The 24,258-nt window shown below is 71.7% G+C and carries 31 protein-coding genes and 1 tRNA gene; 9 read left to right on the plus strand and 23 right to left on the minus strand.

Going from position 1 to position 24,258, the window contains the following annotated elements:
* Nucleotides 1-143: 143 nt before the first annotated feature.
* On the plus strand, nt 144-1,079 hold the full coding sequence (locus tag HZF07_RS00005) for a tetratricopeptide repeat protein (protein WP_181644573.1): 936 nt from the start codon (nt 144-146) through the stop codon (nt 1,077-1,079).
* 293 nt (nt 1,080-1,372) lie between these two features.
* Nucleotides 1,373-1,906 carry a DUF3145 domain-containing protein gene (locus HZF07_RS00010; RefSeq protein ID WP_157345991.1) on the plus strand — a complete coding sequence of 178 codons (534 nt, stop codon included), beginning with the start codon at nt 1,373-1,375 and terminating at the stop codon, nt 1,904-1,906.
* A gap of 12 nt (nt 1,907-1,918) precedes the next feature.
* Here HZF07_RS00010 and HZF07_RS00015 read toward each other — a convergent pair whose 3' ends face one another.
* The 7 genes from HZF07_RS00015 to HZF07_RS00045 all read right to left on the minus strand — a co-directional run bounded on the left by HZF07_RS00015 (nt 1,919) and on the right by HZF07_RS00045 (nt 8,943).
* Entirely contained in the window at nt 1,919-2,392 is a 474-nt protein-coding gene (locus tag HZF07_RS00015; RefSeq protein WP_157345993.1) for a hypothetical protein, read from the minus strand.
* Between the two features lie 67 nt (nt 2,393-2,459).
* Nucleotides 2,460-3,890, minus strand: a complete 1,431-nt coding sequence (locus HZF07_RS00020) for an acyl-CoA carboxylase subunit beta (protein WP_157345995.1) — start codon at nt 3,888-3,890, stop codon at nt 2,460-2,462.
* A gap of 1 nt (nt 3,891) precedes the next feature.
* Nucleotides 3,892-5,145 (minus strand): beta-ketoacyl-[acyl-carrier-protein] synthase family protein, encoded by a 1,254-nt coding sequence (locus HZF07_RS00025; protein WP_157345997.1) that lies wholly within the window; start codon nt 5,143-5,145, stop codon nt 3,892-3,894.
* Between the two features lie 34 nt (nt 5,146-5,179).
* Nucleotides 5,180-5,425: an acyl carrier protein gene (locus HZF07_RS00030; protein WP_157345999.1), complete on the minus strand. Its 246-nt coding sequence runs from the start codon at nt 5,423-5,425 to the stop codon at nt 5,180-5,182.
* A gap of 67 nt (nt 5,426-5,492) precedes the next feature.
* Nucleotides 5,493-6,494 carry a beta-ketoacyl-ACP synthase III gene (locus HZF07_RS00035; RefSeq protein ID WP_157346001.1) on the minus strand — a complete coding sequence of 334 codons (1,002 nt, stop codon included), beginning with the start codon at nt 6,492-6,494 and terminating at the stop codon, nt 5,493-5,495.
* A complete protein-coding gene (locus tag HZF07_RS00040) occupies nt 6,494-7,678 on the minus strand; it encodes an acyltransferase domain-containing protein (RefSeq protein WP_181644574.1) in 1,185 nt (394 codons plus the stop codon). The genes HZF07_RS00035 and HZF07_RS00040 overlap by 1 nt, the downstream gene beginning before the upstream one ends.
* Nucleotides 7,679-7,758: 80 nt before the next feature.
* On the minus strand, nt 7,759-8,943 hold the full coding sequence (locus tag HZF07_RS00045) for a PucR family transcriptional regulator (RefSeq protein WP_309504117.1): 1,185 nt from the start codon (nt 8,941-8,943) through the stop codon (nt 7,759-7,761).
* 120 nt (nt 8,944-9,063) lie between these two features.
* Here HZF07_RS00045 and HZF07_RS00050 point away from each other — a divergent pair, with 120 nt between their 5' ends.
* A complete protein-coding gene (locus HZF07_RS00050; protein WP_309504119.1) occupies nt 9,064-9,999 on the plus strand; it encodes an alpha/beta fold hydrolase in 936 nt (311 codons plus the stop codon).
* Nucleotides 10,000-10,062: 63 nt separating this feature from the next.
* On the opposite strand, the gene aceE is transcribed toward HZF07_RS00050, so the two are convergent.
* Nucleotides 10,063-12,798 carry a pyruvate dehydrogenase (acetyl-transferring), homodimeric type gene (aceE, locus tag HZF07_RS00055; RefSeq protein WP_309504457.1) on the minus strand — a complete coding sequence of 912 codons (2,736 nt, stop codon included), beginning with the start codon at nt 12,796-12,798 and terminating at the stop codon, nt 10,063-10,065.
* 279 nt (nt 12,799-13,077) lie between these two features.
* On the opposite strand from aceE, the gene HZF07_RS00060 reads away from it, so the two are divergent.
* The 5 genes from HZF07_RS00060 to HZF07_RS00080 all read left to right on the plus strand — a co-directional run bounded on the left by HZF07_RS00060 (nt 13,078) and on the right by HZF07_RS00080 (nt 16,862).
* Entirely contained in the window at nt 13,078-13,455 is a 378-nt protein-coding gene (locus tag HZF07_RS00060; RefSeq protein ID WP_157346002.1) for a DUF3052 domain-containing protein, read from the plus strand.
* Between the two features lie 9 nt (nt 13,456-13,464).
* Nucleotides 13,465-15,066, plus strand: a complete 1,602-nt coding sequence (locus HZF07_RS00065) for an AMP-binding protein (RefSeq protein ID WP_181644576.1) — start codon at nt 13,465-13,467, stop codon at nt 15,064-15,066.
* A 59-nt stretch (nt 15,067-15,125) separates the two neighbouring features.
* Complete coding sequence (locus HZF07_RS00070) at nt 15,126-15,590, plus strand: peroxiredoxin (protein ID WP_157346005.1); 465 nt, start codon at nt 15,126-15,128, stop codon at nt 15,588-15,590.
* Between the two features lie 202 nt (nt 15,591-15,792).
* Nucleotides 15,793-15,864: transfer RNA gene (locus HZF07_RS00075), tRNA-Val, on the plus strand.
* 92 nt (nt 15,865-15,956) lie between these two features.
* The gene (locus HZF07_RS00080; RefSeq protein WP_181644577.1) at nt 15,957-16,862 is read left to right on the plus strand and encodes a tyrosine-type recombinase/integrase; all 906 of its coding nucleotides are present in this window, start codon (nt 15,957-15,959) and stop codon (nt 16,860-16,862) included.
* Here HZF07_RS00080 and HZF07_RS00085 read toward each other — a convergent pair.
* Genes HZF07_RS00085 through HZF07_RS00095 form a run of 3 tightly spaced genes read right to left on the minus strand, consistent with a single transcriptional unit; the run spans nt 16,859 to nt 17,574 of the window.
* Nucleotides 16,859-17,086, minus strand: coding sequence for a DUF3263 domain-containing protein (locus HZF07_RS00085; protein ID WP_157346009.1), 228 nt, complete (start codon nt 17,084-17,086; stop codon nt 16,859-16,861). The two genes, HZF07_RS00080 and HZF07_RS00085, sit on opposite strands and share 4 nt — an antisense overlap.
* Nucleotides 17,083-17,337, minus strand: a complete 255-nt coding sequence (locus tag HZF07_RS00090) for a hypothetical protein (protein ID WP_157346011.1) — start codon at nt 17,335-17,337, stop codon at nt 17,083-17,085. Before HZF07_RS00090 ends, HZF07_RS00085 begins: the two co-directional genes overlap by 4 nt.
* Before the next feature lie 36 nt (nt 17,338-17,373).
* Nucleotides 17,374-17,574: a hypothetical protein gene (locus tag HZF07_RS00095; RefSeq protein ID WP_157346013.1), complete on the minus strand. Its 201-nt coding sequence runs from the start codon at nt 17,572-17,574 to the stop codon at nt 17,374-17,376.
* A 158-nt stretch (nt 17,575-17,732) separates the two neighbouring features.
* On the opposite strand from HZF07_RS00095, the gene HZF07_RS00100 reads away from it, so the two are divergent.
* Entirely contained in the window at nt 17,733-17,945 is a 213-nt protein-coding gene (locus HZF07_RS00100; protein ID WP_157346015.1) for a hypothetical protein, read from the plus strand.
* A gap of 92 nt (nt 17,946-18,037) precedes the next feature.
* On the opposite strand, the gene HZF07_RS00105 is transcribed toward HZF07_RS00100, so the two are convergent.
* From HZF07_RS00105 to HZF07_RS00160, 12 genes are all read right to left on the minus strand, one after another.
* The gene (locus tag HZF07_RS00105; RefSeq protein WP_157346017.1) at nt 18,038-18,352 is read right to left on the minus strand and encodes a hypothetical protein; all 315 of its coding nucleotides are present in this window, start codon (nt 18,350-18,352) and stop codon (nt 18,038-18,040) included.
* Nucleotides 18,349-19,368 (minus strand): hypothetical protein, encoded by a 1,020-nt coding sequence (locus tag HZF07_RS00110; protein ID WP_157346019.1) that lies wholly within the window; start codon nt 19,366-19,368, stop codon nt 18,349-18,351. Before HZF07_RS00110 ends, HZF07_RS00105 begins: the two co-directional genes overlap by 4 nt.
* A gap of 42 nt (nt 19,369-19,410) precedes the next feature.
* Nucleotides 19,411-19,851 (minus strand): hypothetical protein, encoded by a 441-nt coding sequence (locus HZF07_RS00115; RefSeq protein ID WP_157346021.1) that lies wholly within the window; start codon nt 19,849-19,851, stop codon nt 19,411-19,413.
* The gene (locus HZF07_RS00120) at nt 19,851-20,525 is read right to left on the minus strand and encodes a hypothetical protein (RefSeq protein ID WP_157346023.1); all 675 of its coding nucleotides are present in this window, start codon (nt 20,523-20,525) and stop codon (nt 19,851-19,853) included. The genes HZF07_RS00115 and HZF07_RS00120 overlap by 1 nt, the downstream gene beginning before the upstream one ends.
* A gap of 10 nt (nt 20,526-20,535) precedes the next feature.
* On the minus strand, nt 20,536-20,895 hold the full coding sequence (locus tag HZF07_RS00125) for a hypothetical protein (RefSeq protein ID WP_157346025.1): 360 nt from the start codon (nt 20,893-20,895) through the stop codon (nt 20,536-20,538).
* A gap of 14 nt (nt 20,896-20,909) precedes the next feature.
* Entirely contained in the window at nt 20,910-21,524 is a 615-nt protein-coding gene (locus HZF07_RS00130; RefSeq protein WP_157346027.1) for a hypothetical protein, read from the minus strand.
* Nucleotides 21,525-21,540: 16 nt separating this feature from the next.
* Nucleotides 21,541-21,681 carry a hypothetical protein gene (locus HZF07_RS00135; RefSeq protein WP_157346029.1) on the minus strand — a complete coding sequence of 47 codons (141 nt, stop codon included), beginning with the start codon at nt 21,679-21,681 and terminating at the stop codon, nt 21,541-21,543.
* 4 nt (nt 21,682-21,685) lie between these two features.
* Nucleotides 21,686-21,871: a hypothetical protein gene (locus HZF07_RS00140; RefSeq protein WP_157346031.1), complete on the minus strand. Its 186-nt coding sequence runs from the start codon at nt 21,869-21,871 to the stop codon at nt 21,686-21,688.
* Complete coding sequence (locus tag HZF07_RS00145) at nt 21,868-22,968, minus strand: hypothetical protein (RefSeq protein ID WP_157346033.1); 1,101 nt, start codon at nt 22,966-22,968, stop codon at nt 21,868-21,870. The genes HZF07_RS00140 and HZF07_RS00145 overlap by 4 nt, the downstream gene beginning before the upstream one ends.
* A 23-nt stretch (nt 22,969-22,991) precedes the next feature.
* Nucleotides 22,992-23,390 (minus strand): hypothetical protein, encoded by a 399-nt coding sequence (locus tag HZF07_RS00150; protein WP_157346035.1) that lies wholly within the window; start codon nt 23,388-23,390, stop codon nt 22,992-22,994.
* A gap of 65 nt (nt 23,391-23,455) precedes the next feature.
* Nucleotides 23,456-23,830, minus strand: a complete 375-nt coding sequence (locus HZF07_RS00155) for a hypothetical protein (protein WP_157346037.1) — start codon at nt 23,828-23,830, stop codon at nt 23,456-23,458.
* Nucleotides 23,830-24,243, minus strand: coding sequence for a hypothetical protein (locus tag HZF07_RS00160; RefSeq protein ID WP_157346039.1), 414 nt, complete (start codon nt 24,241-24,243; stop codon nt 23,830-23,832). The genes HZF07_RS00155 and HZF07_RS00160 overlap by 1 nt, the downstream gene beginning before the upstream one ends.
* Between the last annotated feature and the right edge of the window lie 15 nt (nt 24,244-24,258).

A 24,258-nucleotide genomic window follows, 5' to 3' on the forward strand; every position in this document is an offset into this window, starting at 1 on the left:
AAGCCTTTCAGCGCCGATGGTACTGCAACCGAGAGGTTGTGGGAGAGTAGGACGCCGCCGGACATACACTCAGTAGAGGCCACCGTAAGGTGGCCTCTACTCATTTCTGCACCTTCCCGTACCAGCCCAGCAGGAGCACAGTCGTGGCCGATCAGCGTCGCAGCCAGCGTCCGTCCGGTGACGGTCCCCGCCGCGGGGGTCGTCCGAGCGGGGGCAAACCTCAGTCGGGCGGGAAGCCCGCGTCGTCGCGAGGCGGCAAGCCGGCGCAGGCCCGCGACGGGAAGCCCGGGCAGTCGCGAGGCGGGAAGCCGGCCGGCAAGGGCGCGCCGCCGCGCCGCGGCGGCAAGCCGCCCGCGCGCAGCGGCCCGCGCGAGCAGGCGCCGCGCTCCGCCGAGCAGGCGGTCTACGACGGCCCGGACCTGCCGGCCGACATCACCGGCGCCGAGCTCGACCGGGCGGTGTCCGCCCAGCTGAAGGGACTGCCCGAGAAGCTCGCGAACCGGGTGGCCCGCCACATGGTCGCCGCCGGCATGCTGGTCGACGACGACCCGGAGACCGCCTACCAGCACACGCTGGCCGCGCGGGCCAGGGCGCCCCGGATCGCGGTCGTGCGCGAGGCGACGGGCGAGGCGGCCTACGCCGCCGGCCACTACGCGGAGGCGCTCGCCGAGCTGCGGGCCGCCAAGCGGATGAACGGCGCCACGGCGTACCTGCCGATCATGGCCGACTGCCACCGCGCACTGGGCAAGCCGCAGGAGGCGCTCAAGCTCGCGAAGAGCCCGGGTGTCGCGAACTTCGGTCCGGAGGCCAAGGCCGAGATGACGATCGTCGAGGCCGGCGCCCGCCGCGACCTCGGCCAGCTCGACGCCGCGCTGCGGACCCTCGAACTCGCGCCCCTGCAGTCGAAGAGCCGGTCCTCGTGGGTCGTGCGGCTGCGCTACGCGTACGCCGACACGCTCGAGGCCGCGGGCCGTGAGCAGGACGCGCTGGCCTGGTTCCACCGCACGCACGCCATCGACAGCGACGAGCTCACCGACGCGGCCGAGCGTGCCGAGCTGTTGGAGAAGCACCAAGGCTGAGCGCATCTGCGCTTCGGGGGCGAGGGCGTCGCGCTGGCCCCCGAGAGCCTGGGAGCGGCGGTCGGGGTGGGCGACGGCCTCGTCCTCGGAGCGTTGACGGACCCGGCCCACAGCGTCGTGGACCCGGCATCGGTGCGCGCGGCGCCTGACCGCGACACGCGTGTGTCCTGCGCGGATCTGCTGGCGTTCGGCGGCCCCATGGGCCACAATGGAGCCACAATTTCACGTTCGTCACTCCCGCCTCATTTCATCCCGGAGAGAGACCGCTGGGGAAGGCGCATCTCGCGCTGGAGATGAAGGAGGCAACGGTGACGACTAGCACTGCCACGCGCACCGCGACGCGAGGTGTCCTCTACGTGCACTCAGCGCCGTCCGCGCTGTGCCCGCACATCGAGTGGGCCGTCAGCGGTGTCCTCGGCGTACCCGTGAACCTGGACTGGACCCCGCAGCCGGCGCAGTCCGGCACCTACCGTGCCGAGCTGTCCTGGAGCGGGTCGGTCGGGTCGGCGGCCGCGGTCGCCTCCGCGCTGCGCGGCTGGAACCACCTCCGCTTCGAGATCACCGAGGAGCCCACCGCCGGATCGGAGGGCGCCCGCTACTCCTTCACGCCCGAGCTCGGCGTCTTCCACGCCGTCACCGGCCTGCACGGTGACCTGATGATCCCCGAGGACCGGCTCAAGGCCGCCGTCGTGAAGGCGGCGCTGGGCGACACCACGCTGCTCGTCGAGATCGACAAGCTGCTCGGGAAGCCGTGGGACGACGAGCTCGAGACGTTCCGGCACGCCGGCGACGGCGCCCCGGTGCGCTGGCTGCACCAAGTCGTCTGACGCCCACGTCGGCTAGCGGGGCCGGCGCAGCCGGAAGCGCGTCTCGCCGAGCCACTGGCGGTGGCCGGTGCCGTCCGCGTCGTACCAGTGCAGGAGCGACCGGACCGTGAACCAGCCCGGTCGCGTGGAGTAGCGGCAGAAGCGGAAGCGGGCGGCCCGCTCGGTGGGATCGCTGTCGGAGATGAAGGTCCCGGACGCGAGGTTGCGACCGTCGCGGTCGCGCAGGAACACCTCGAGCGTCCACTCGTCGGTCGGCGTGCTGATCGCGTAGCGGTAGGGGTAGTCGCGACACCCGTGGCGCAGGACCCCGTCGAACCCCCAGGCCGACCCGGAGGCGGTCGCTGTCCTCGGGGTGGTCGGGCTGGGCGCCGACGCGGAGGAGGGCGGACCGAGGAGCTGGCCGACCAGCCCCGAGATCGGGTCGGACGGCCCGTCGGCAGATGCCGGAGCGACGAGGAGCGCCAGCACGAGCGGGGTGCTGGCCAACGCCGTCGCTCCACGTGTGGCCCACGTCATACCTGTCCAACGCGAGGCCGCGCCGTGGGTTATGGGGCTACAGCGGGATGTTGCCGTGCACGCCGCGGCGTACGCCGTCGGCCTGGACGGCGGCCTCGAGCGCCTGGGCGAGCGCGGACCGGGTCCGGGTCGGGTCGACGACCTCGTCGACGACCCCGATCTCGACGGCCTTGTCGACGCCACCGGCGATCCGCTCGTGCTCCGCGGCCAGCTCCGCCTCCACCTGCGGGCGGATGTCCGGAGCGACCTCGGCGAGCCGGCGCCGGTGCAGGATCCGGATCGCGGCGACGGCGCCCATGACGGCGACCTCCGCCCCCGGCCAGGCGAAGACCTTGGTCGCGCCGAGCGAGCGGGAGTTCATCGCGATGTAGGCACCGCCGTAGGTCTTGCGGGTGACCAGCGTGACGCGGGGGACCACGCACTCGCCGAAGGCGTGCAGCAGCTTCGCGCCGCGGCGGACCACGCCGTCCCACTCCTGGCCGACACCGGGGAGGTAGCCGGGGACGTCGACGACCACGACCAGCGGGACGCCGAACGCGTCGCACATCCGCACGAAGCGGGACGCCTTCTCGGCGGAGAGCGAGTCGAGGCAGCCGCCGAGGCGCAGCGGGTTGTTGGCGACGACGCCGACGGTGCGCCCGCCGAGCCGGCCGAGCGCGGTGACGATGTTGGGGGCCCAGCGGGCGTGCAGCTCCTGGGCGGTGCCCTCGTCGAGGATCGACTCGACGAGGGGGTGCACGTCGTAGGCGCGCTTCTTGGACTCCGGCAGCAGGGCCGCCAGGTCGCGGTCCTCGACCTCGTCGACCTTCATCGAGCCCTGCGAGCCGAGCAGCGACGCGAGGTCGCGGGCGCGGTCCAGGGCGTCGCGCTCGGAGTCGGCGAGGACGTGCACGACGCCCGAGCGGCGGCCGTGGGGCTCCGGGCCGCCGAGCCGCAGCATGTCGACGTCCTCGCCGGTCACCGACCGGACGACGTCGGGGCCGGTGACGAAGATCCGGCCCTCGGGGCCGAGGATCACGACGTCGGTGAGCGCGGGTCCGTACGCCGCGCCGCCGGCGGCCGGGCCGAGGACGACGGAGATCTGCGGGATCTTGCCGGAGGCCTGGGTCATCGCCTGGAAGATCCGACCGACGGCGTGGAGCGACAGCACGCCCTCGGCGAGGCGGGCGCCGCCGGAGTGCCAGAGCCCGATGATCGGGCTGCCGTCGGTCATGGCCCGGTGGTAGGCGTCCACGACGACGCGGCAGCCGAGGTCGCCCATCGCGCCGCCCATGACGGTGGCGTCGGAGCAGAACGCGACGACGCGCGTGCCCCGGACCGTGCCGACCGCGGCGAGCATGCCGGAGTCGTCGTCGGGGGTGATCAGCTCGAGGGTGCCCTCGTCGAAGAGCGCGGTGAGCCGGTGCACCGGGTTGCGCGGGTCCTCCTCGCGGGGCAGCTTCGTCGGTCGGGCGACGGTGGCCGTCATCTCAGACGCTCCCGAACGCGACCGCGACGTTGGCGCCGCCGAAGCCGAAGGAGTTGTTGAGGGCCACGATGTCGCCGAGCGGCAGGTCGCGGGCCTTGGTGGCGATGTCGAGCTCGACCTGCGGGTCCTGGTTGTCGAGGTTGATCGTCGGTGGCGAGATGCGGTGGTGGAGGGCGAGCACGGTGGCGACCGCCTCCAGCGCGCCGGCGCCGCCCAGCAGGTGACCGGTCATCGACTTGGTGCTGGTGACCACGACCTCGTTGACGTGCGAGCCGAGGGTGGCGTGCAGCATCAGGCCCTCGGCGATGTCGCCCTGCGGGGTCGACGTGGCGTGGGCGTTGACGTGCGCGACCGTGGTGGGGTCGACGTCGCCCTCCTCGAAGGCCATCCTGATCGCGCGGGCTCCGCCGCGACCGCCGGGGTCCGGCTGCGCGATGTCGTGGGAGTCGGCGGTGATGCCGGCACCGAGCACCGTGGCGTAGATGCGGGCGCCGCGGGCACGAGCGTGCTCCTCGGACTCCAGCACCAGGACGCCGGCGCCCTCGCCGAGCACGAAGCCGTCGCGGGCGAGGTCCCACGGCCGGGAGACGGTGGTGGGGTCGCCGCCCTCGGGGCCGCTGGCGGTCTTGGAGAGCGCCATCATGTTGGCGAACGCCGCCATCGGCAGCGGGTGGACCGCAGCCTCGGTGCCGCCGGCGACCACGACGTCGGCGCGGCCGAGGCGGATCTGGTCGACGGCGTGGGCGATCGCCTCGTTGCCGGACGCGCACGCCGAGACCGGCGTGATGACCGCCGCGCGCGCTCCGACGTACAGGCTGATGTTCGCCGCCGGGGCGTTGGGCATCAGCATCGGGACCGCGAGCGGGGAGACCCGCCGTGGACCCTTGGTGATCAGGTTGTCGTACCCCTCGAGGAGCGTGGTGACGCCGCCGATGCCGGAGGCCATCGCGACGCCCAGGCGGTCGCCGTCGACCTCGGCGCCTTCGAGGCCGGCGTCCTTCCAGGCCTCCATCGCGGCGACCAGCGCGAACTGCGAGCTGCGGTCGAGGCGACGGGCCTTGACCCGCTCGAGCACCTCGGTCGGCTCGACGGCGATGCGGCCGGCGATCTTGACCGGCATCTCCTCGGCCCAGTCGTCGGTCAGGAACCGGACGCCGGAGCGCCCGCTGACCAGGGCGTCCCAGGTGCTGGGGGCGTCACCGCCGACGGGGGAGGTGGTCCCGAGACCGGTGACGACGACTCGTGTGGAAGACATGCTGCTCCTTGAGGGGTACGACGAGCGGGTCAGCTCAGGACTGGGCCCGCTCGATGAATGCGACGGCGTCGCCGACGGTCTTGAGGTTCTTGACCTCGTCGTCGGGGATCGAGACGCCGAACTTCTCCTCGGCGGCGACGACCACCTCGACCATGGACAGCGAGTCCACGTCCAGGTCGTCGATGAACGACTTGTCGAGCTGCACGTCGTCGGCGTCGATGCCGGCGACCTCGTTGACGATCTCGGCGAGGTCGGCGCGGATCTCTTCGGTGGTGGCCATCTGGCGGTTTCCTTCTCTCTGGGGGTTTTCCGTCGGGTGGTGCGTGAACCGTGTGGAACGGGGTGGGTCAGGGGACGGTGACGACCTGCGCGGCGTACGCGAGGCCGGCGCCGAAGGCGATGAGCAGGGCGGTGTCGCCGCTCTTGGCGTCGCCCTCCTCGATCATCCGGTCCAGGGCGAGCGGGATGGACGCGGCCGAGGTGTTGCCCTGCTCGGCGATGTCGCGGGCGATCTTGACGCGCTCGGGCAGCTTCATGGCGCGGGCCATGGCGTCGGTGATGCGCATGTTGGCCTGGTGGGGGACGAAGACGTCGAGGTCGTCGATGCTCACCCCGGCGCGGTCGAGGGCCTGCTGGCCGGTCTTCGCCATCTGGTAGGACGCCCAGCGGAACACGGCGTTGCCCTGCATCACCAGGTGCGGCATCTCGGGGCGCTCGGAGGCGACGACGTCGCGCCAGTCCTCGCGCTGGCGGATCAGGTCGAACTGCTCGCCGTCCGAGCCCCAGACCACCGGCCCGATGCCCGGGGTCTCGCTGGGACCGACGACCACGGCGCCGGCACCGTCGGCGAAGATGAACGCCGTGCCGCGGTCGCCGATGTCGGTGATGTCGGAGAGCCGCTCGACGCCGATCACGAGGGCGTAGCCGGCGCTGCCGCCGCGGACCAGGTCGGACGCGAGCGCGACGCCGTGGCAGAAGCCCGCGCAGGCGGCGGAGATGTCGAACGCCGCGGCCTGGTCGGTGCCGAGCTCGTGGGCGATGGCCGTGGCCACGGCCGGGGTCTGGAACATGTGGGTGACCGTCGCGACGATGACGCAGTCGATCTGGCGGGCGTCGACGCCGGCGCGCTCGAGCGCGGTGCGCGCGGCGGCGACCGACATCATCTGCACGGTCTCCTCGGGCGTGGCCCAGCGCCGCTGCTTGATGCCCGAGCGCTGCTGGATCCACTCGTCGCTGGAGTCGATCGCCTCGACCACCTCGGCGTTGGGGATCACCCGGCTCGGCCGGTAGCTGCCGAGGCCGAGGATCGCGGCGTGCTGGGCGCCCGTGGCGGGGGTGAGCGCGGCCATCACTGGCCACCCTCGGGGTGCAGGCGGAGCAGCGGCTGCCCGGGGGAGACCAGGTCGCCGTCCTCGACGAGCCACTCGACCACCCGGCCGCCGTGCGCCGCGGTGATCGCGCTGCGGTCCCGCAGGCTGGCGATCTCGCCGATCGTCGTGCCGGGCGGGAGCACGTCGGCGTCGGCCGCTTCGGCGGCCACGTGGAACGTGCCCTTGGCGGGGGAGACGACGATCCGCCACGTGGGCGTGGTCTCCATGCCGGAGGACTCGCCGTGCTTGGCGCAGAACGCGCGTGCGTCCTCGAGCTGGTCGGGCGTCTTGAGGGCGAACGTCTCGACGCCCTTGAGCGCCCGCTTCGCGATGCCGGTGAGGGTGCCCGCCGGCGGCATCTCGAGGATGCCGGTGACGCCGAGGTCGGCCATCGTCTCGAGGCACAGGTCCCAGCGCACCGGGCTGGCGATCTGGCCGACGATCCGGGCGAGCACGTCGCGGCCGTCGTGCACGACCTTGCCGTCCCGGTTGGAGATCACCCGGGTGCGCGGGTCGTGCACGGACACCGACTGGGCCAGCCCGGCGAGGTGGCCCACCGCGGGCTCCATGTGCTGGGTGTGGAAGGCGCCGGCGACGCTGAGCGGGACCAGCCGGGCCTTGGCGGGCGGCTCCTCGGCGAACGCCGCGAGCTGCTCGAGCGTGCCGGCCGCGACGATCTGGCCCGGGCCGTTGTCGTTGGCCGGGGTCAGGCCGTGCTTGTCGATGGCCGCCAGCACGTCCTCCCGGTCCCCACCCAGCACCGCGGTCATGCCGGTCGGGGTGACCGCGGACGCCTGGGCCATCGCCTTGCCGCGCTCGCGCACCAGCACCATCGCCTGCTCGGCGGTGATCACCCGGGCACCGGCCGCGGCCGCGATCTCGCCGACGCTGTGGCCGGCGACCGCGCCGACCTGGTCGTAGGCGTCGGCGGGATGCGGGAACAGCTCGAGCGCGGCGACCAGCCCCGTCGCCACCAGCAGCGGCTGGGCGATCTGGGTCTCGCGGATCGTCTCCGCGTCGGCCTCGGCGCCGTAGTGGGCGAGGTCGAGGCCGGCGACGGTCGAGAGCCAGTCGAAGCGGGCCGCGAACGTGGGGTCCTCGAGCCAGGGCACGAGGAAGCCGGGAGTCTGAGCACCTTGACCGGGAGCGACGATGACGAGCACGTTGTCCACTCTGCCCCGCGGAGCGACCGAACCTCGACCGCGGCCCGCACGAAATCACTGCGCGAGTCTTTGTAGGGTTCCTACAAACGCCCGGAGAGCCGACCGAGGATGAGCGCGATCTCCAGCGTGAGCGACTCGCGCGGGTCGGTCGCCGAGAAGCCGGTCAGCTCCGCGACCTGGCGCAGCCGGTAGCGGACGGTGTTGGGGTGCACGAACAGCGCCCGCGCCGTGGCCTCGAGCGAGGAGCCCTGCTGGAAGTACGCCGAGAGCGTCTCGATCAGCGTGCCGCGGGCGTGCACCAGCGGCAGGTAGACCTCGTCCACCAGGTGCCGGCGCGCGTGGCCGTCGCCGCTGAGGGCGCGCTCCGGGAGCAGGTCGGCGCTGCGCACCGGCCGCGGCGCGTCCGGCCAGCCGGGCGAGGCGCGGTGGGCGGCCAGCGCGGCCCGGGCGGAGACGTGCGCCTGACCGAGGCCGTCGGTCACCGGCCCGACGACGACCGCCCCGGGGCCGAACAGGTCCGCGATGACCGCGGCCGCCTCGCGGCTGCGGTCCGCGCCGCCGAGGACCACGACCAGCCGGTCGCCCTGCACCGCGCACAGGGCGTCCATGCCCGCCGCGCGAGCGGTACGGCGTACCTCGTCGAAGGTGTCGGTGTCGCTCCGCTCCGCGGGCACGGTGCCGAGCACGACGGCCACGTCGCCCCGGCCCGCCCAGCCGAGGGCGCTGGCGCGGGACAGCAGCGCCTCGTCGGGGTCGGAGCGGAGCACCGCGTCGACGACGAGGGCCTCGAGCCGGGCGTCCCAGGCACCGCGGAGCTCCGCGGCCCGGGCGTAGACCTCGGCCGTCGCGAAGGCGACCTCACGGGCGTAGCGCAGCACCGCGGCGCGCACCTCGGCGGCGTCCACGGGCTCCAGCAGGTCGGGCACGTTCTCCTCGACCACCTCGATCGTGAGCCGCACGAGGTCCACGGTCTGCTGGAGGTTGATGACGCCCGCCAGGGCGCGCGGGGCGGCGCCGAAGACCGAGGCGACCATCTCGGTGCCGGCGGGCGCGGGCTGGTCGGCCACGCGGTACCAGTCGACGAACCCGCGGATGCCGGCCTGCAGGATCGTGGCGACCCAGGCGCGGTCCTCGGCGCTGAGCGCCTGGAACCAGGGGACCTCCTGGTCCATCCGGGTCATCGCAGCCGTGCTGAGCGCGCCGCTCGCGCGCTGCAGCGCGTCGGCCGCCCGCTGGTGGGGCGACACACCCGGTCGAGTGGCCACGCCGCGAACCTATCGGGCGAGCAACGATTGCGTTAAGACCCGGGCGCCGAGCGGGATCCCTGCTCGGTCGGCGATCCGTCATCTGGTTGAATCGACCCTTCACGTCGGGGGGAGCACACCGTGACCCAGCACGAGGTCCAGTTCGTCACGATCCACGGCCATCGCCGCGCGTTCGTGCGGGTCGGCTCCGGTCCGGCCGTGCTCCTGCTGCACGGGCTCGGCTGCGACCACCGCACCTGGGAGCCCGTGATCGACGCGCTCAGCCGGCGCTACACGGTGATCGCACCCGACCTGCTCGGCCACGGGCAGTCCGACAAGCCGCGGGCCGACTACACGCTCGGCGGCTTCGCCAACGGGATGCGCGACCTGCTGACCGTGCTGGGCATCGACAAGGTCACGGTCGTCGGGCACAGCTTCGGCGGCGGGGTGGCGATGCAGTTCGCCTACCAGTTCCCCGAGCGCACCGAGCGGCTGATGCTGGTGGCCTCCGGCGGCCTCGGCCCCGAGGTGCACCCGGGCATCCGCGCGATCGGCACACCGGGCTTCCACGAGGTGATGGGCGTGCTGACGCTGCCCGGCGTACGCCACCTCGGCATGGCCGGCCTGCGCACCCTCGCCAACCTGGGCCTGAAGTCGACCCGCGACTTCGACGAGGTCGCCCACATCTACGACTCGATGCGCGACCCGAAGGCGCGGGCGGCCCTCCGGCACGTCGTGCGCGCGGTCGTCGACTGGCAGGGCCAGATCGTGTCGATGGCCGACCGGGCCTACCTCACCGAGGAGATGCCGATGTGGGTCGTGTGGGGGCGCGACGACCGGGTGATCCCGGTGCGCCACGCCAACCACGCCGCGGCCCTGGCGCCCCGCTCGCGGGTCGAGGTCATCCCCGACGCCGGGCACTTCCCGCACAAGGACCACCCGCTGCGGTTCGCCCAGGTCGTGCACGAGTTCATCCGCACCACGCAGCCGGCGACGTACTCGCGGGCGCGGTTCCGGGCGCTGCTGCGCAACGGCGCGACGCAGCCGCGGCTGCGGGCCGTGGAGGACACGGCCTAGCAGCGCCGGAAATGCCACAGGGCGGTGACCAGCGGTCACCGCCCTGCGTGCGTCCGGGAGCGACTACGCGTCGCCGCCCTCCTGCTTGACGTCGGCGACCGCGGTCGGGTCGTCGATGCGGTAGCGGTTGAACGCCTCCTCGACCTTGTCCCGGCCGATCTGGCCGGCGTCGGCGAGCGCCTGGAGCGCCTGGACGACGACCGACTGCGCGTCGATGTGGAAGAAGCGCCGGGCGGCCGGGCGGGTGTCGGCGAAGCCGAACCCGTCGGCGCCGAGCACGCGGTAGTCGCCGGGCACCCAGCGGGCGATCTGCAGCGGCACCGCGCGCATGTAGTCGGACACCGCGACGACCGGGCCCTCGACCGCCTGGAGCTTGTCGGCGACGTACGGCGTGCGCGGGGACTCGCCCGGGTGGAGCAGGTTCCACTCCTCGGCGGCGGCACCGTCGCGGGCCAGCTCGTTCCACGACGTCACCGACCAGGTGTCGGCGGACACGCCCCACTCCTCGCGGAGCAGGCGCTGGGCCTCCTCGACCCACGGGAAGCCGACGCCGGAGGCGAGCAGCTGCACCCGCGGGCCCTCGCCCTCGCCCGCCTTCACGTGGTGGATGCCCTTGAGGATGCCCTCGACGTCGACGCCCTCCGGCTCGGCCGGCTGCGCGACCGGCTCGTTGTAGACCGTCAGGTAGAAGATGACGTTCTCGCCGGTGCCGTCGAAGCCGCCCTCGCCGTACATCCGCTCGAGGCCGGACTTCATGATGTGGCTGATCTCGTAGGCGAACGCCGGGTCGTAGTGCACGACTGCGGGGTTGGTCGCCGCGAGGAGCGGCGAGTGGCCGTCGGCGTGCTGGAGGCCCTCGCCGGTCAGCGTGGTCCGCCCGGCGGTCGCGCCGACCAGGAAGCCGCGCGCCAGCTGGTCGGCCATCGCCCAGATCGAGTCACCGGTGCGCTGGAAGCCGAACATCGAGTAGAAGATGTAGAACGGGATCATGTGCTCGCCGTGCGTGGAGTACGCCGAGCCCGCGGCGGTCGCCGAGGCCAGCGCGCCGGCCTCGGAGATGCCCTCGTGGAGCATCTGGCCCTGCGGCGACTCCTTGTAGGAGAGCAACAACTTCCGGTCGACCGACTCGTACTGCTGCCCGGCCGGGTTGTAGACCTTCGCGCTCGGGAACATCGAGTCCATGCCGAACGTGCGGTACTCGTCGGGCGCGATCGGCACGATGCGCTTGCCGATCTCCGGGTCCTTCATCCAGTCCTTGAGCAGCCGGACGACGGCCATCGTGGTGGCGATCTTGTGCTTGCCGCCGCCCTGCTTGAGCTCGGCGTACATCGCGTCGCCCGGCAGGGTGAGCGCCTTGGCGCGCACCTCCCGCTTGGGCAGCGAGCCGCCGAGCGCCTTGCGCCGCTCGAGCATGTACTCGATCTCGGGGGAGTCGGCGCCCGGGTGGAAGAACGGCGCGCTGCCGGTCTCCTCGTAGGAGCGCTCGAGGTCGCGGTCCGAGATCGGCATGTAGAGGCGGTCCCGGAACTTCTTGAGGTCGTCCTGGGTCAGCTTCTTCATCTGGTGGGTGGCGTTCTTGCCCTCGAGGGCGTCGATGGTCCAGCCCTTGACGGTCTTGGCCAGGATCACCGTCGGCTGCCCGACGTGCTTGGTGGCCGCGTCGAAGGCGGCGTAGACCTTGCGGTAGTCGTGGCCGCCGCGGGGCAGCTTGCGGATCTGGTCGTCGGTCATGTGCTCGACCATCCGGCGCAGCCGCGGGTCGCTGCCGAAGAAGCTGTCGCGGATGTACTCGCCGGTCTCGACCGAGTAGGTCTGGAACGCGCCGTCCGGGGTGTTGTTCATCCGGTTGACGAGCACGCCGTCGACGTCGCGCGCGAGAAGCTGGTCCCACTCGCGGCCCCAGACGACCTTGATGACGTTCCAGCCGGCGCCGCGGAAGTTGGCCTCGAGCTCCTGGATGATTTTGCCGTTGCCGGTGACCGGGCCGTCGAGCTGCTGGAGGTTGCAGTTGACGACCCAGACCAGGTTGTCGAGCTCCTCGCGGGCCGCGGTGCGGATCGCGCCGAGCGACTCGGGCTCGCCCATCTCGCCGTCGCCGAGGAAGGCCCACACGCGCTGGTCGCTGGTGTCCTTGATGCCCCGGTTGTGCAGGTAGCGGTTGAACCGCGCCTGGTAGATCGAGTTGAGGCCGGTGAGGCCCATGGACACCGTCGGGAACTCCCAGAAGTCCGGCATCAGCCGGGGGTGGGGGTAGGACGACAGGCCGGCGTGGGCCCCGTGCTGGACCTCCTGCCGGAAGCGGTAGAGCTGCTCCTCGGTCAGCCGGCCCTCGAGGAAGGCGCGGGAGTAGATGCCGGGGGAGGCGTGGCCCTGGATGTAGATCTGGTCGCCGCCGCCGGGGTGGTCGTGGCCGCGGAAGAAGTGGTTGAAGCCGACCTCGTAGAGGCTGGCCGAGGACTGGTACGTCGCGATGTGGCCGCCGACCTCGAGCCCCTTGCGGTTGGCGGAGGACACCATCACGGCGGCGTTCCACCGGATGAACGCCCGGATCCGGCGCTCGGTCTCCTCGTCGCCGGGGAACCACGGCTCCCGCTCCGGCGGGATGGTGTTGATGTAGTCGGTGCTCCGCAGCGCGGGCACGCCGACCTGCATCTCGCGCGCCCGCTCGAGCAGGCGCAGCATCACGTAGCGCGCCCGCTCGCGGCCGCGCTCGTCGACCATGCTGTCGAACGAGTCGAGCCAGTCGCGGGTCTCGTCGGGGTCGATGTCGGGCAGCTGGGTGGGCAGTCCTTCGTGGATGACGGTCGGGGTGGTGCCGCTCCGCTGGGTGTCCGTGGGGGTTACGTCTTCGGTCACGTCGCCAATCGTTGCACGCGCTCAGACGGGGAGAAATCTACCGACGAGTACGCGGAACCTCGGTCTCTCGTGGTGGAGACGGGTTGCGCCCTCGGGGGAACTCCGCTGGACTACTCCCCACTTCGATCCCAACCCCGGGATCCGACCGACGGGAGGCAGGCGTTGAGCTCGACGCAGGGTGGTGGGTCCACCCAGACCGGACCTACTGGCCCGGCCGACCGCATGGGCTTCAAGCCCGGCATGGTCGTCCAGGAGCTCGGCTGGGACGCCGACGCCGACGACGAGCTGCGCGTTGCGGTCGAGGACCGCATCGACGCCGACCTGGTCGACGCCGACTACGGCAACGTCGTGGACTCGGTGCTCCTGTGGTGGCGCGCCGAGGACGGCGACCTCGTCGACGGCCTCGTCGACGCACTGACCGACCTCGTCGGCGGTGGCGCGATCTGGCTGCTCACCCCGAAGGTCGGTCGCTCCAACGCGGTCGACCCCGCCGACATCGCCGAGGCCGCGCCGATCGCCGGCCTGTCGCAGACCACCACGGCTGCCGTGAGCAAGGACTGGTCCGCGACCCGCCTGGTCGCCCCCAAGTCGCTCGCGTAGCCTGCGGGGGTGCTCCAGAAGGTTCGCTCGGGACTGACGGCAGCCGGGACGACAGCGCGCGTCCTCGGCAAGTCGGGCGTCATCCGGCCGCACAGCCCTGCGGGACTGGTCCGGGGCGGACTGGCGCTGAGGAGCTGGGGCCTCGGCCCCGCGGGCGGCTTCACCGCCGCCGCCCGGCTGGACCCGCACCGCACGGCCGTCGTCGACGAGCTCGGCTCCCTGACGTACGACGAGCTGCACCGGCGCTCCAACGCGCTCGCGCGGGCGTTCGCCGACCACGGCGTCGGGTCGGGGGACGGCGTCGCGATCATGTGCCGCAACCACCGCGGCTTCATCGACGCGAGCATCGCCACCGCCAAGCTCGGCGCCGACAGCCTCTACCTCAACACCGCGTTCGCCCGGCCCCAGCTGCTGGAGGTCGTCGAGCGCGAGCGCCCGAAGCTGATCGTGCTGGACCAGGAGTTCGCCGGCCTGCTGGAGGGTGCCGAGGTCGACGTCCGCGTGCTCGCCTGGACCGACGGACCGACCGAGGGTCCGACGATCGAGTCGCTGGTCGCCAGCCGCTCCGACGCCGACGTGCCGCCCGCGAGCCGGCACGGCCGCATCGTGATCCTCACCTCGGGGACCACCGGCACTCCCAAGGGCGCCCCGCGCAGCGAGGCCGGCCTGGAGGCCGCGGTGTCGCTGCTGTCCCGGATGCCCCTGCGCTACGGCTGGCGCACCCACATCGCGGCGCCGCTCTTCCACACCTGGGGCTTCGCCCACTTCGCGCTCTCGATGCTCCTCGGCTCGACGATGGTGCTGCGCCGGCGCTTCGACCCGGAGTCCTGCCTGGCCGTCGCCACCGACGAGCGGTGCGACTCGATCGCGGTGATCCCGGTGATGCTCCAGCGGATCCTCGCCCTGCCGGCGGAGACGCTCGACCGCTACGACCTGTCCCGCGTCAAGGTCGTCGCGTCGTCCGGCTCCGCGCTGCCCGGCGACCTGGCGCTCACCTGGATGGACCGCTTCGGCGACAACCTCTACAACATCTACGGGTCGACCGAGGTCGCCTACGCCTCGATCGCCACCCCCGAGGACCTCCGCGCCGCTCCGGACGCGGCCGGGAAGCCGCCGTACGCGACGGTGGTGAAGATCCTCGACGAGGCCGGCGTGGAGGTGCCGCACGGCGACAGCGGGCGGATCTTCGTCGGCAACGGGCTGCTCTTCCCGGGCTACACCGGTGGCGGCGGCAAGGAGCTCATCGGCGGGCTCATGTCGACCGGCGACGTCGGCCGGTTCGACGCCGACGGCCGCCTGCACGTGGAGGGTCGCGACGACGAGATGATCGTGTCCGGCGGCGAGAACGTCTTCCCCAAGGAGGTCGAGGACTGCCTGGCCCGCCACGACGCCGTGCTCGAGGTGGCGGCGGTCGGGGTCGACGACGCCGACTTCGGCAAGCGCCTGCGGGCGTACGTCGCCGTCGCCCGCCCGGTGACCGAGGCGGAGCTCAAGGAGCACGTGAAGGACAACCTCGCCCGCTTCAAGGTGCCGCGCGAGATCGTGTTCCTCGACGAGCTACCGCGCAACGCGACCGGCAAGGTGCTCAAGCGCGACCTCTCGACCGAGTGACCGACGCCGATCGGAGGACCGGTTGAAGGTCTGTCCCCGGCCGGTGACAGGATTGAGCCATGACCGGTCTCGAGCTCGGCGCGCCCGCACCTGACTTCACGCTGCGCGACCAGTTCGGCCAGGACGTCACGCTGTCGTCCTACCGCGACAAGAAGGCCGTCGCGATCCTGTTCTACCCCTACGCGTTCTCCGGGGTGTGCACGGGCGAGATGACCGGCGTGCGCAACCGGCTGGCGGAGTTCCTCACCTTCGAGACCGAGGTGCTCGCGATCTCGTGCGACCCGGTCTACTCGCTGCGTGTGTTCGCCGACCAGGACGGCCTGAACTTCCCGCTGCTCTCCGACTTCTGGCCGCACGGAGAGGTGGCCCGCGCCTACGGGGTCTTCGACGAGGCCAAGGGCTGCCCGCAGCGCTCGTCGTACGTCGTCGACAAGCAGGGTCTGCTGCGCTGGGCCGTGCACAACGCGATGCCCGAGGGTCGTGACCTCGACGAGCACCTGCGCCAGCTCGCGGCCGCGATCTGAGCGCCGGCGCGCGACGTCTAGACAGCGCGGCCGGATTCGGCGGAGTCCCCGGACAGGCCACACGCGTCTCGCCTAGACTCCGGCTCGTCGGACCGCAGGTGACCCGAGACGCCTGCGGTCCGACCTCATTTCAGGCCGGGTTCGTGCCGACGTCCGAACCTGCGTAGTCTGTCCCCGCTCCGAACGCGTGTCCGGGAGCGTCGGGCGTATAGCTCAGCGGTAGAGCACCTCCCTTACAAGGAGGTGGTCGGGGGTTCGATCCCCTCTGCGCCCACAAATGTCGGCGTGACCTGCAAGAATGACCCTCGGGTCGAACACGTAAGCGAACGCACAGCGTTCACACACCACCTCTTGCAGGAGACACACGTGGCCGACGCCTACGCGCTCAACGCGCTCATCGACAGCTGGGAGCTGACCCTCCGCCAGGAGCGAAAGAGCCCCCGCACCATCGGGAACTACCGCGAGGCCATGAGCCTCCTCGCCACCTGGCTCGTCGACGAGGGCAAGCCCCACGACCCCCGCGAGATCACCACCGAGGTGCTCAGGGAGTGGCTGGTGCACCTCGACGAGACCCGGTCGGCGGCCACGGCCCGGACGAGGTGGACCGCGCTGCGGTCGTTCTGGGCGTGGGCGCTCGAGGAGCAAGAGATCGAGGCCAACCCGATGGAGCTCGTGAAGCCCCCGCAGCTGCCGGAGAAGCTCGTCGACTTCCTCACCGCCGATCAGCTCCGCGACGTCATAGCCGCGTGCGACGGACCCCGGATGGTCGACCGCCGGGACGCGGCGCTCATCCTGCTCTACGCCGACAGCGGGGGACGGCTGTCCGAGATCGCCGGCGCGGGACGCGCTGGGCTCGACCTGCGGGCCCGCGAGCTCCTGGTGGTCGGGAAGGGCGACCGGGAGCGGATCCTGCCGTTCGGGGCCACGACGGCCCGGGCGCTCGACCGGTACCTGCGGATCCGGGCTCGGCAGCCGTACGCCGAGTCGAAGTGGCTGTGGCTGTCGGGGAAGGACGGGAAGGCGATGAGCGCGAACGCGGTGCACCAGATGCTGAAGCGCCGCGGCGCGGCCGCTGGCGTGCCGGAGCTCCACGCGCACATGTTCCGGCACGGGTTCGCCGACGCCTGGTTGTCGTCGGGTGGCAGCGAGAGCGACCTGATGGAACTCGCGGGGTGGCGGTCGCGGCAGATGCTGAACCGGTACGGTGCGAAGCGCCGCTCTGAGCGTGCGCGGGAGGCGTACCGGGGTCGGTCGCCGATGGACAACCTCTAGCGAGCGGCGCGCTGGCGTTTCCGGGCGTCGCGGACCCGGCGGAGCCGGTGGACCTCGGCGGGCATCTTGGCGAGCGCGTCGGGGCGGTCGAGGAGGTGGTCGACGAGCGCCCAGTAGCGCGTCGGGGTGAGGCCGAGCTGCTCCATGGCGTGGGTCTCCCGTACGGCGGGGTGGCGGTAGTGGATGGCGGCCAGCGTGAGGGCGGTGCGCTCGTGGTCGGTCACGGGGTCGGCTCCAGGAGGGCGTCGAGGAGGTCGGCGACCTCGAGGTACTGGGCGCGGCCGGGCTCGGGGCGCTGCTCGTACCAGGCGCGGCGGGAGGCGGCGGTCTCGGCGATGAGGTCGGCTGGCGCGCCGATGCTGCGGAGGTCCTCGAGTGCATCGTGGCGTGGGATCTGGTGCTCGAGCAGGTAGCGGGCACGGCCGTCGAGTTGGGCGGCGACGATGCCGGGTTCGATGTTGGAGCGGGATGCCATGGCCGGGAGGCTAGACGGCGGCGCCGACAGCCCGGGTCAGCGCAGGCAGATGGTCTGGACGACAACCTGAGAGGTGGGCTCTGCGGTACCGACGCGGACGACGTAGGCGTTCTGCGCTTGGTCGATGAAGGAGGAGGAAGCATCCATGGCGAAACCTCCGGACTTCACGTAGCCGCCGACGGCCAGCGTGCCGACAGGGCACGGCGATGCGACCTGCTTGACCTCGCCGTTGTTCACGGTGAACGCGTTGTCGACGTACTCGACGGTCGGCGCGAGCTCCTGGACGGTCTCGTCGGTCAGCGCGTCGGGCGTGACGGAGTTGTCGGCGAGCTGCTGCTGGGTGATCGCGTCGGCTGCGATGCGGTCGGACCGGATCGCGCCCTTCTTTGATCTGCGTGCCTCCGACGCTGCCCTTCTGGATCCGGTTCGCGGGGATCGAGTTCTTCTCGATGCGCTTGCCGTCGATCCACTTCGCGCCGGCGACGGCGCCGGCCGTGGTGGTGCCGAAGAGCAGCATGACCGCTGCGATGGCGATGACGACGACGTGGGAGGTGCGGAGGTGGATGTTCATGGAGGGACGGTACGCCGCGGCACCCCCACTCGCTTGACCCTTTCGGGCGACCTGTGGATAACCCCTGGACGCGACGGAGCTGCCCCGCCGAGCGCGAGGCTCGACGGGGCGGGTGCTGGGTGGCGGCGGCTAGTAGAGGTGGACCCGACCAACGTGGATGACCGGCGTCTCGCCGTTGGCGACATCGAGACGGGCGTAGAGCCCGTAGAGCTCCTCGGGGTAGGCGTCGTCGAGCTCGATGACGGCGGTCGTGCGCGCGGTCCGGGTCGTTCCCGGGTCTCCGACCCAGACCGCCGGGTGCCAGGCGGTGTCGACGTGGATGCCGTCGCGGGAGAGCGCGAGCTCGACCCCCATGTCGAGGGTGACGTTCGCCTTCACGCTGCCCTCGAGCAGCTCGGTGCTGCCGCGAGGCCGGTGGAGCAGGGGGAGTGGGGCGTCTGTCATGGGCTGCTCCATCGATGTGGGGTGGCGGCACCGCCGTAGCGGTGGAGGGTGGCCGCTGTGCTCCAGCGGGCGTCGGTCTCGACGCCGTCGGCGATGACCTTGGGGATGGTCGTGTCGAGGATCGCGAGCGAGGCCAGGTCGATAGCGGTGGCCGTGTCGGTCCGGGCGAGCAGCGCGGACAGCTGGGAGGCGGTGTCGATGCCGTTCGCGGCGTCGGTCGCGGTGAGGACGACGGTGACCGTGGCGGCGTCGACCGCGGTCGCCGTGTCCGCCCTGGTCGTCGACGCGGTGAGTGAGCTCGCTCCCTCGACACCGGTAGCGGTGTCGGTGCCGGCCTTCGCGGTAGCTCCGGTGTCGAGGACGGCCATCGCATCGGTGCCGTTGGCCGTATCTGAGCCGCTCACAGCGACTGTGACGGCTCCGGCGTCCGTGCCTGCCGCCGAGTCGCCGCGCGTCAGCGAGACGGCCACCTGGGCAGCGTCAGCACCTGTCGCGGCGTCGGCCGCGGTCGCCGTGGTGCTGAGCGAGGACGCGTCGGCAGCTGCTGCGGTGTCCGCGCCGGTGAGAGCGACCGTCAGCGAGGCTGCGATGTCGGTTCCGGTCGCGGCGTCGGTGCCGGTCTTCGCGGTCGCGCCGGTGTCGAGGGTCGACATGCCGTCGACGGCGGTGGCCGTGTCGGTACCGGTGACCGCGACGGTCAGGGTGCTCGAGGCGTCCGTCGCGGTGCCCGTGTCAGAACCGCTGGCGGCCGCGACGGGCGAGGACGCATCGGCCGCGGTGGCGGTGTCGGATCCGGTGACCTGGACAACGAGCGCGGACGCATCAGCCGCGGTGGCGGAGTCTGAACCGGTGACCGCGACGGTCAGCGAGGACGAGGCGTCGGTGGCGGTCGCGGTGTCGGTGCCGGCGACCGGTGTGGGGCCGCCGCCGGCCGCAGCTGGGGCGACTCGGAACGACGGCCGGTGTCCGCCGCCGGGTCGGGTGCGGGGCACGCCGTAGCGGATCAGGTTGGACACGGCGTCTCCCTCCGCTCGGTGCTGGTCAGATCAGCGGCGGGGTCACTCGCTCCACTTGAAGTACACCTGGAGGGCTTGGCCGGTGCCGTTCTCGACGAGGATGCCGACGCCGGCGTTGGCGGCTGCGTCGACACAGAGGTCGAAGTCATCGAAGGTCCACACGAACCCGGAGCCGACCGCGGCGCCGAGGACGGCTCGGAAGCCGAGGTCCGTGGTCGTCGGCGCGGTGCTGGAGTAGGTGTTCCTCAGTGCCGCGACCGCCGCTTCGGGGTTCCTGGGGTTCATCGCCACTGCGCCGAGTGATGCGCCGGGGGTGCCGGCGGTCGTGAGGCGGCAGAGCTTGAGCGCCACCGCGGTCGAGGTGGTGTTGAAGACACCGATCTCGCGGATGCGGGGCAGCACCGCCGCGGAGCCGACGAGGGCGGCGACCGGGAGTGTGGTCGAGCCCGCGGAGGTCAGTCCGCCGGCAACGAAGTTGGCCATCAGAATCTCCTGGGTGGCTGGACGAGGATCGGCGGAAGGGCAGGTCCGCCGCCGCCGGACTTCAGAATTTCGATGGCGCCTGTGGTGAAGGAGGCGCCGGTCGGGGTGGAGAGCCCGACGGACGTGGTGGCGCCAGTCAGGTCGCAGTGGGCGCCGTACTGGGTGCTGTCGGTGCTCGAGAACTGGTACATGTCCTCGACGGCCGACGCGAGCCACGCGCGCGACGCGCCGCTGCCGCCGGACCAGTCGCCGACGGCGACGATGCCGAGGTTGCCTGAGGCGCCGGACAGGCTGGCGGACGACCCCGTGGTCGAGGTCGCCGTGTTCGGCGTGGCGGCGAGGCTGTAGCCGTCCGCGGTGGGGCAAACGTAGAGGGTGCCGTTGTGGATGCTGTTCGACGCGGCGAGGACCGAGCAGGTCACGACGACGCTGGAGCCGGCGCTCGAGGCGACGGCCGTCCAGATGTAGACCCGGGTATGGCTCGCGGCGTTGGCCGCGAGGCGTTGCGTGAACGTGAGCCCGGTCCCGGACGGCGGGTTGAGGGTGTTCGCCTGGTCCCAGGTGACAGCCGCGACCACCACGACGTCGCCGACAGCGAGCGTCGGGATCGTCCACGACAGCGTGCGCTGGTCCTGGGTGATCGCGACGTTGCCGGAGACGACAGTCAGCGCCATCTGTCAGTCCTCAGAGAGTGGGATCGACGAACGAGAACTGGACCGAGCGCACGTCGCTCGCGTTCGACAGCCCGAGGTTGCTCAGCGTGCCCTTCTGGGTGACCGTGACGTCGGTCTGCGGGTCGAGCTTGATCCACAGGTTGCCGCGCTTCTTGTCGGGCAGCATGGCCCAGGCCGGCGAGGTGCCGGTGTTCCTGGTCCAGAGGAAGATGACCGGCCCGTCGCAGCCGGTCGCCTTCGTCGAGACGCCATCCCAGGTGTACCGGCAGTCGATGAGCACATAGCCGGTCCGGTCGGGCAGCGGGAGCTCGATCGCGAACTCGTTGTACGCCTCGCCGCGCGCGTTGTGGTCGCAGGTGCCGATGGGCATGTCGCCGCCAGCCCTCAGGCGATCGTGATCGTGACAGTGAGAGCCCAGGCGCCGGAGACCTTCGTGCCGAGCGACTCGACCTTCCGGTTCAGCATGACCGCGTTGACCGTGGTGCCGTCCGCGACCGTGGGGGTGCCGATGTCGAGGCACCACTCCTGCCAGGCGAAGTTTGCCTCACCGGTGGCGAAGGTCGACTTGGCGGTCACGACCCCGTTGGACTGCTGCGGGTAGGTGGCGTCCATGACCTTGAACTGCCGGTTGGCGGAGCCGGCCGAGGCCTGCAGGTCGGTCTGTCCGACCGCGGCGGCGGTTGTGGAGTTCCCGACGCCGAGCCGCGCGGACGTGTTGGTCAGGGCCTGGCCGCCGGCGCCGATCAGCAGCGACGTGAGCCGGTTCAGGCCTGCGGTGGTGAGGAGGTTCCCGGCCGCCTCGGCGACGTCGTACGGGGCGACGTGAGCGGCCAGGAGGTCACCGGACGGGACGAGGACGCCGGTGCGCCGGGCGACCCAGTCGACCTGCTCCTGGTCCCACTTCTCGACGAGGGCGTGGGGGCGCCAGGTGAAGCCGTCCTTGCTGGGCAGGTCGGCGAAGACGCTGCCGGCGTCGTGTGCGATGGAGGTCTCGTGCATGACCGGTTCTCCTAGCTCAGAACTCGATGAGGTTGTCGTCGACCGCGCGGAGCGCCCGGCCGAGGAGGATCAGCGCGACGCCGCCAAGGAAGACGCCCGCGTGGATGAGGTTCTCGGTGACCGAGCCCTGGTCGAAGCGGCGCGGCTTCTTGGCCATCGGACTACTCAGCCCTGGGCGTGGTGTTGAGGCCCGCGAGGAGGAAGGCTGCAGAGACCTCGCCGCTCCAGAGCGTGACCTCGAGCTGGCCGATCCAGCCCTTGGCGAAGCAGTAGGCGACCAGGGGTGCGCCGACGACGTTGGCGATGTAGATGGCGGCGCGGACTCGGCGCGGCGGGTTGAGGTTCACGGCTTCTCCTGGTTGCGGTGGATGGCATCGACGTCCACGGCCCGGAAGTCGGCGCACTCCGATGCCAGGACGACGTGCGGCTTGAGGGCGAGGCCGGCCGCGAGGATCTCCGACGACTTGGCCGCGCCGGCGGAGACCGACATGGCGTTGATGACGAGGATGCGGACGACGACGCCGGTCTTCTTGTGGCGCATCCTGGCGAGCACGGCTTTGTGGTCGCCGCCCACATCGACCGCGACAGTGGAGAGCACCTCCCAGCCCAGCCGGGGGACCGTCATCCACAGCACGCCATCGCCGACGACCCGGCGACCCGTGAGGCGCGCTGCAAGGGGGCCGCTGACGTTCATGTCGCCGCCCTTGAAACGGGCCGGGACCTTGGCGAGCTTCGTCATGAAGGCCGACCGTGCCTTCGGCGCTCGAGGCGGTGGGGCGTGGCCCGCAGCGACTGGGAACGACAGGCGCTTGCGAGGTGGCGTGGTCACGACGCGCGCGCGGAGGATGGATCGCCGACGGATCCCGCCGCCCTCACTGGTCGCGTTCGAGCCGACGACGACAGTCGGGTCGAGGAGGTCGCCGAACGACTTGCGCACGCCGAGTGCCGACCCGGACTCGGCGGAACCGAGGTCGCCGGGCTGGAACCAGTGGTAGGCGGCCTGCTGACGCCGAGCCCACTCGATGCCCTCTCGCCAGGTGCGCCCAGAGAGCGGCCTGGGGCCGTCGTCAGGACCACCCCGGCCCTCGCGTCCGAGGCCGTTGAAGCCAGCGTCGACAGCGTCGATCTGGTACCGCGCAGGGCCGTTGTGGGGGCAGTCACGCAGCACGCCGTGCGTGTGTCGGTTGCTCGCGAAGGCTCCGGTTGTTCGAGCCCAAGTGGCGTCGGCGCCCATCTGCCGCGCGACCTCGACAGCCTCGCGCTGGGTCTGGCCGATGTCGAACGCGCCGCCCTTGGAGTGGACGCCAGCGCTGGCGGGGGCGTTGCCGATCAGCTGGAAGATGTCGATGTTGAACTGGATGACGCCGCGCCGAAGCAATTCGGCCTCGTAGACGGGGAGCCATTGCACGAGGCACGGGCAGGCCGGGCGGCCGCGGAGCGTCACGGCGTAGGACGGCAGGGTGCTCATCAGCACTGGCTCCAGACGCCGTGCTCGATGTAGCCGTGGAACGGCTCGCTGGTCTCGGGACCGCCTGTGATGAGGATGCTGTTGCTGCTGCCGTCCCCGGGGCGCACGCTGATCGTGCCGTCGTCGTGCTCGCGGACGGTGTGGATGCTGAGCATTCCGTAGCGGCCGGTCGGATCGATGACGCCCCAGACGCCGCCGGTCAGGTTGCCGGCGAAGCGCGGGTCGTCGGCGTCGCCCCACCAGCGTCGGTCCTGGGTGTTGTCGCGGACGTTGAGCGGCCGTGGGTAGTCGGGGTGCTTGTCGCGCACGGTGACGCGCCAGTAGTCGCCCGGCTGGAGGTCGTCGTACTCGATGGGGAACGAGCCGATCGGGGCGTCGGGAAGTCGTCGTCCCTGCATGGGTGCCTCCTTCGGGCAGGCGGAGATGGCGTCGAGCAGCTGCGCGACGCGGACGCGGAGACGGGTCAGGGCTCGTCGGGGAACGCGAGCCGCAGGGCGTTCTTCGCGGTGTCGAGCTCGGCGCGGCAACCGGCGAGTTCCCGCTCGAGGTCCGTCACCCGGGCCTTCAACCCGGCGACGTCGCCCTCGAGCTCGTGGATCTCCCGGTCCTGCCGGTCGATGGTGTCGGTGTAGTAGGTCTTCGCCCGCTCGAACGCCTCAGCCTCGATCACCGCGCGGCTCGTGGTGTCGGTGTTCTTCACCGACGCGTTCGCGGCTGCACGCTGCGAGGCGAACGCCGCCAGCGCAGCGACGACCGCGACAACGACCGACGCGATGCTGGTGAGCAGCGGCGCGTCGATCGCGTAGGCCGCGAGCTGCTCGGCGGCGTAGACAGGCATCAGTCGGCTCCGGGGTTCACCAGGCCGGAGATGGCCCACCACAGGAAGGCGACTAGCCCCCACGCCAGCACGCCGGAGATCCCCTGGTGGGGCGCGCCCATGATGATCCCCACGGCGTAGAAGGCGGCCCACCCGGCGGAGAGCCCGGTCATGGTCGTGTAGCCCCACGTCTCGGACGCTGGCGGCCAACGGGAGGAGAGGATCGCCAGGAGCCCGACCAGAATCCACACGCCGCCCCACGCGGGCAGCGGCATCCAGCTGATTGCGAGCTGTAGTGATGCCTCCCGGGACGGGGTCGCCTCCGAGAAGATGTACGACAGGCCGATGCACACGTAGACCGCGCCCGCCACCGCGAGCACCAGCGAGTGCCGTTGCCACGGCCGCAGGGTGAGCAGGTGTCGGTAGGGGTTCACGGTGCCTCCCACATC

The sequence above is a fragment of the Nocardioides agri genome, assembly GCF_013778305.1.
Lineage (GTDB): Bacteria > Actinomycetota > Actinomycetes > Propionibacteriales > Nocardioidaceae > Nocardioides > Nocardioides agri.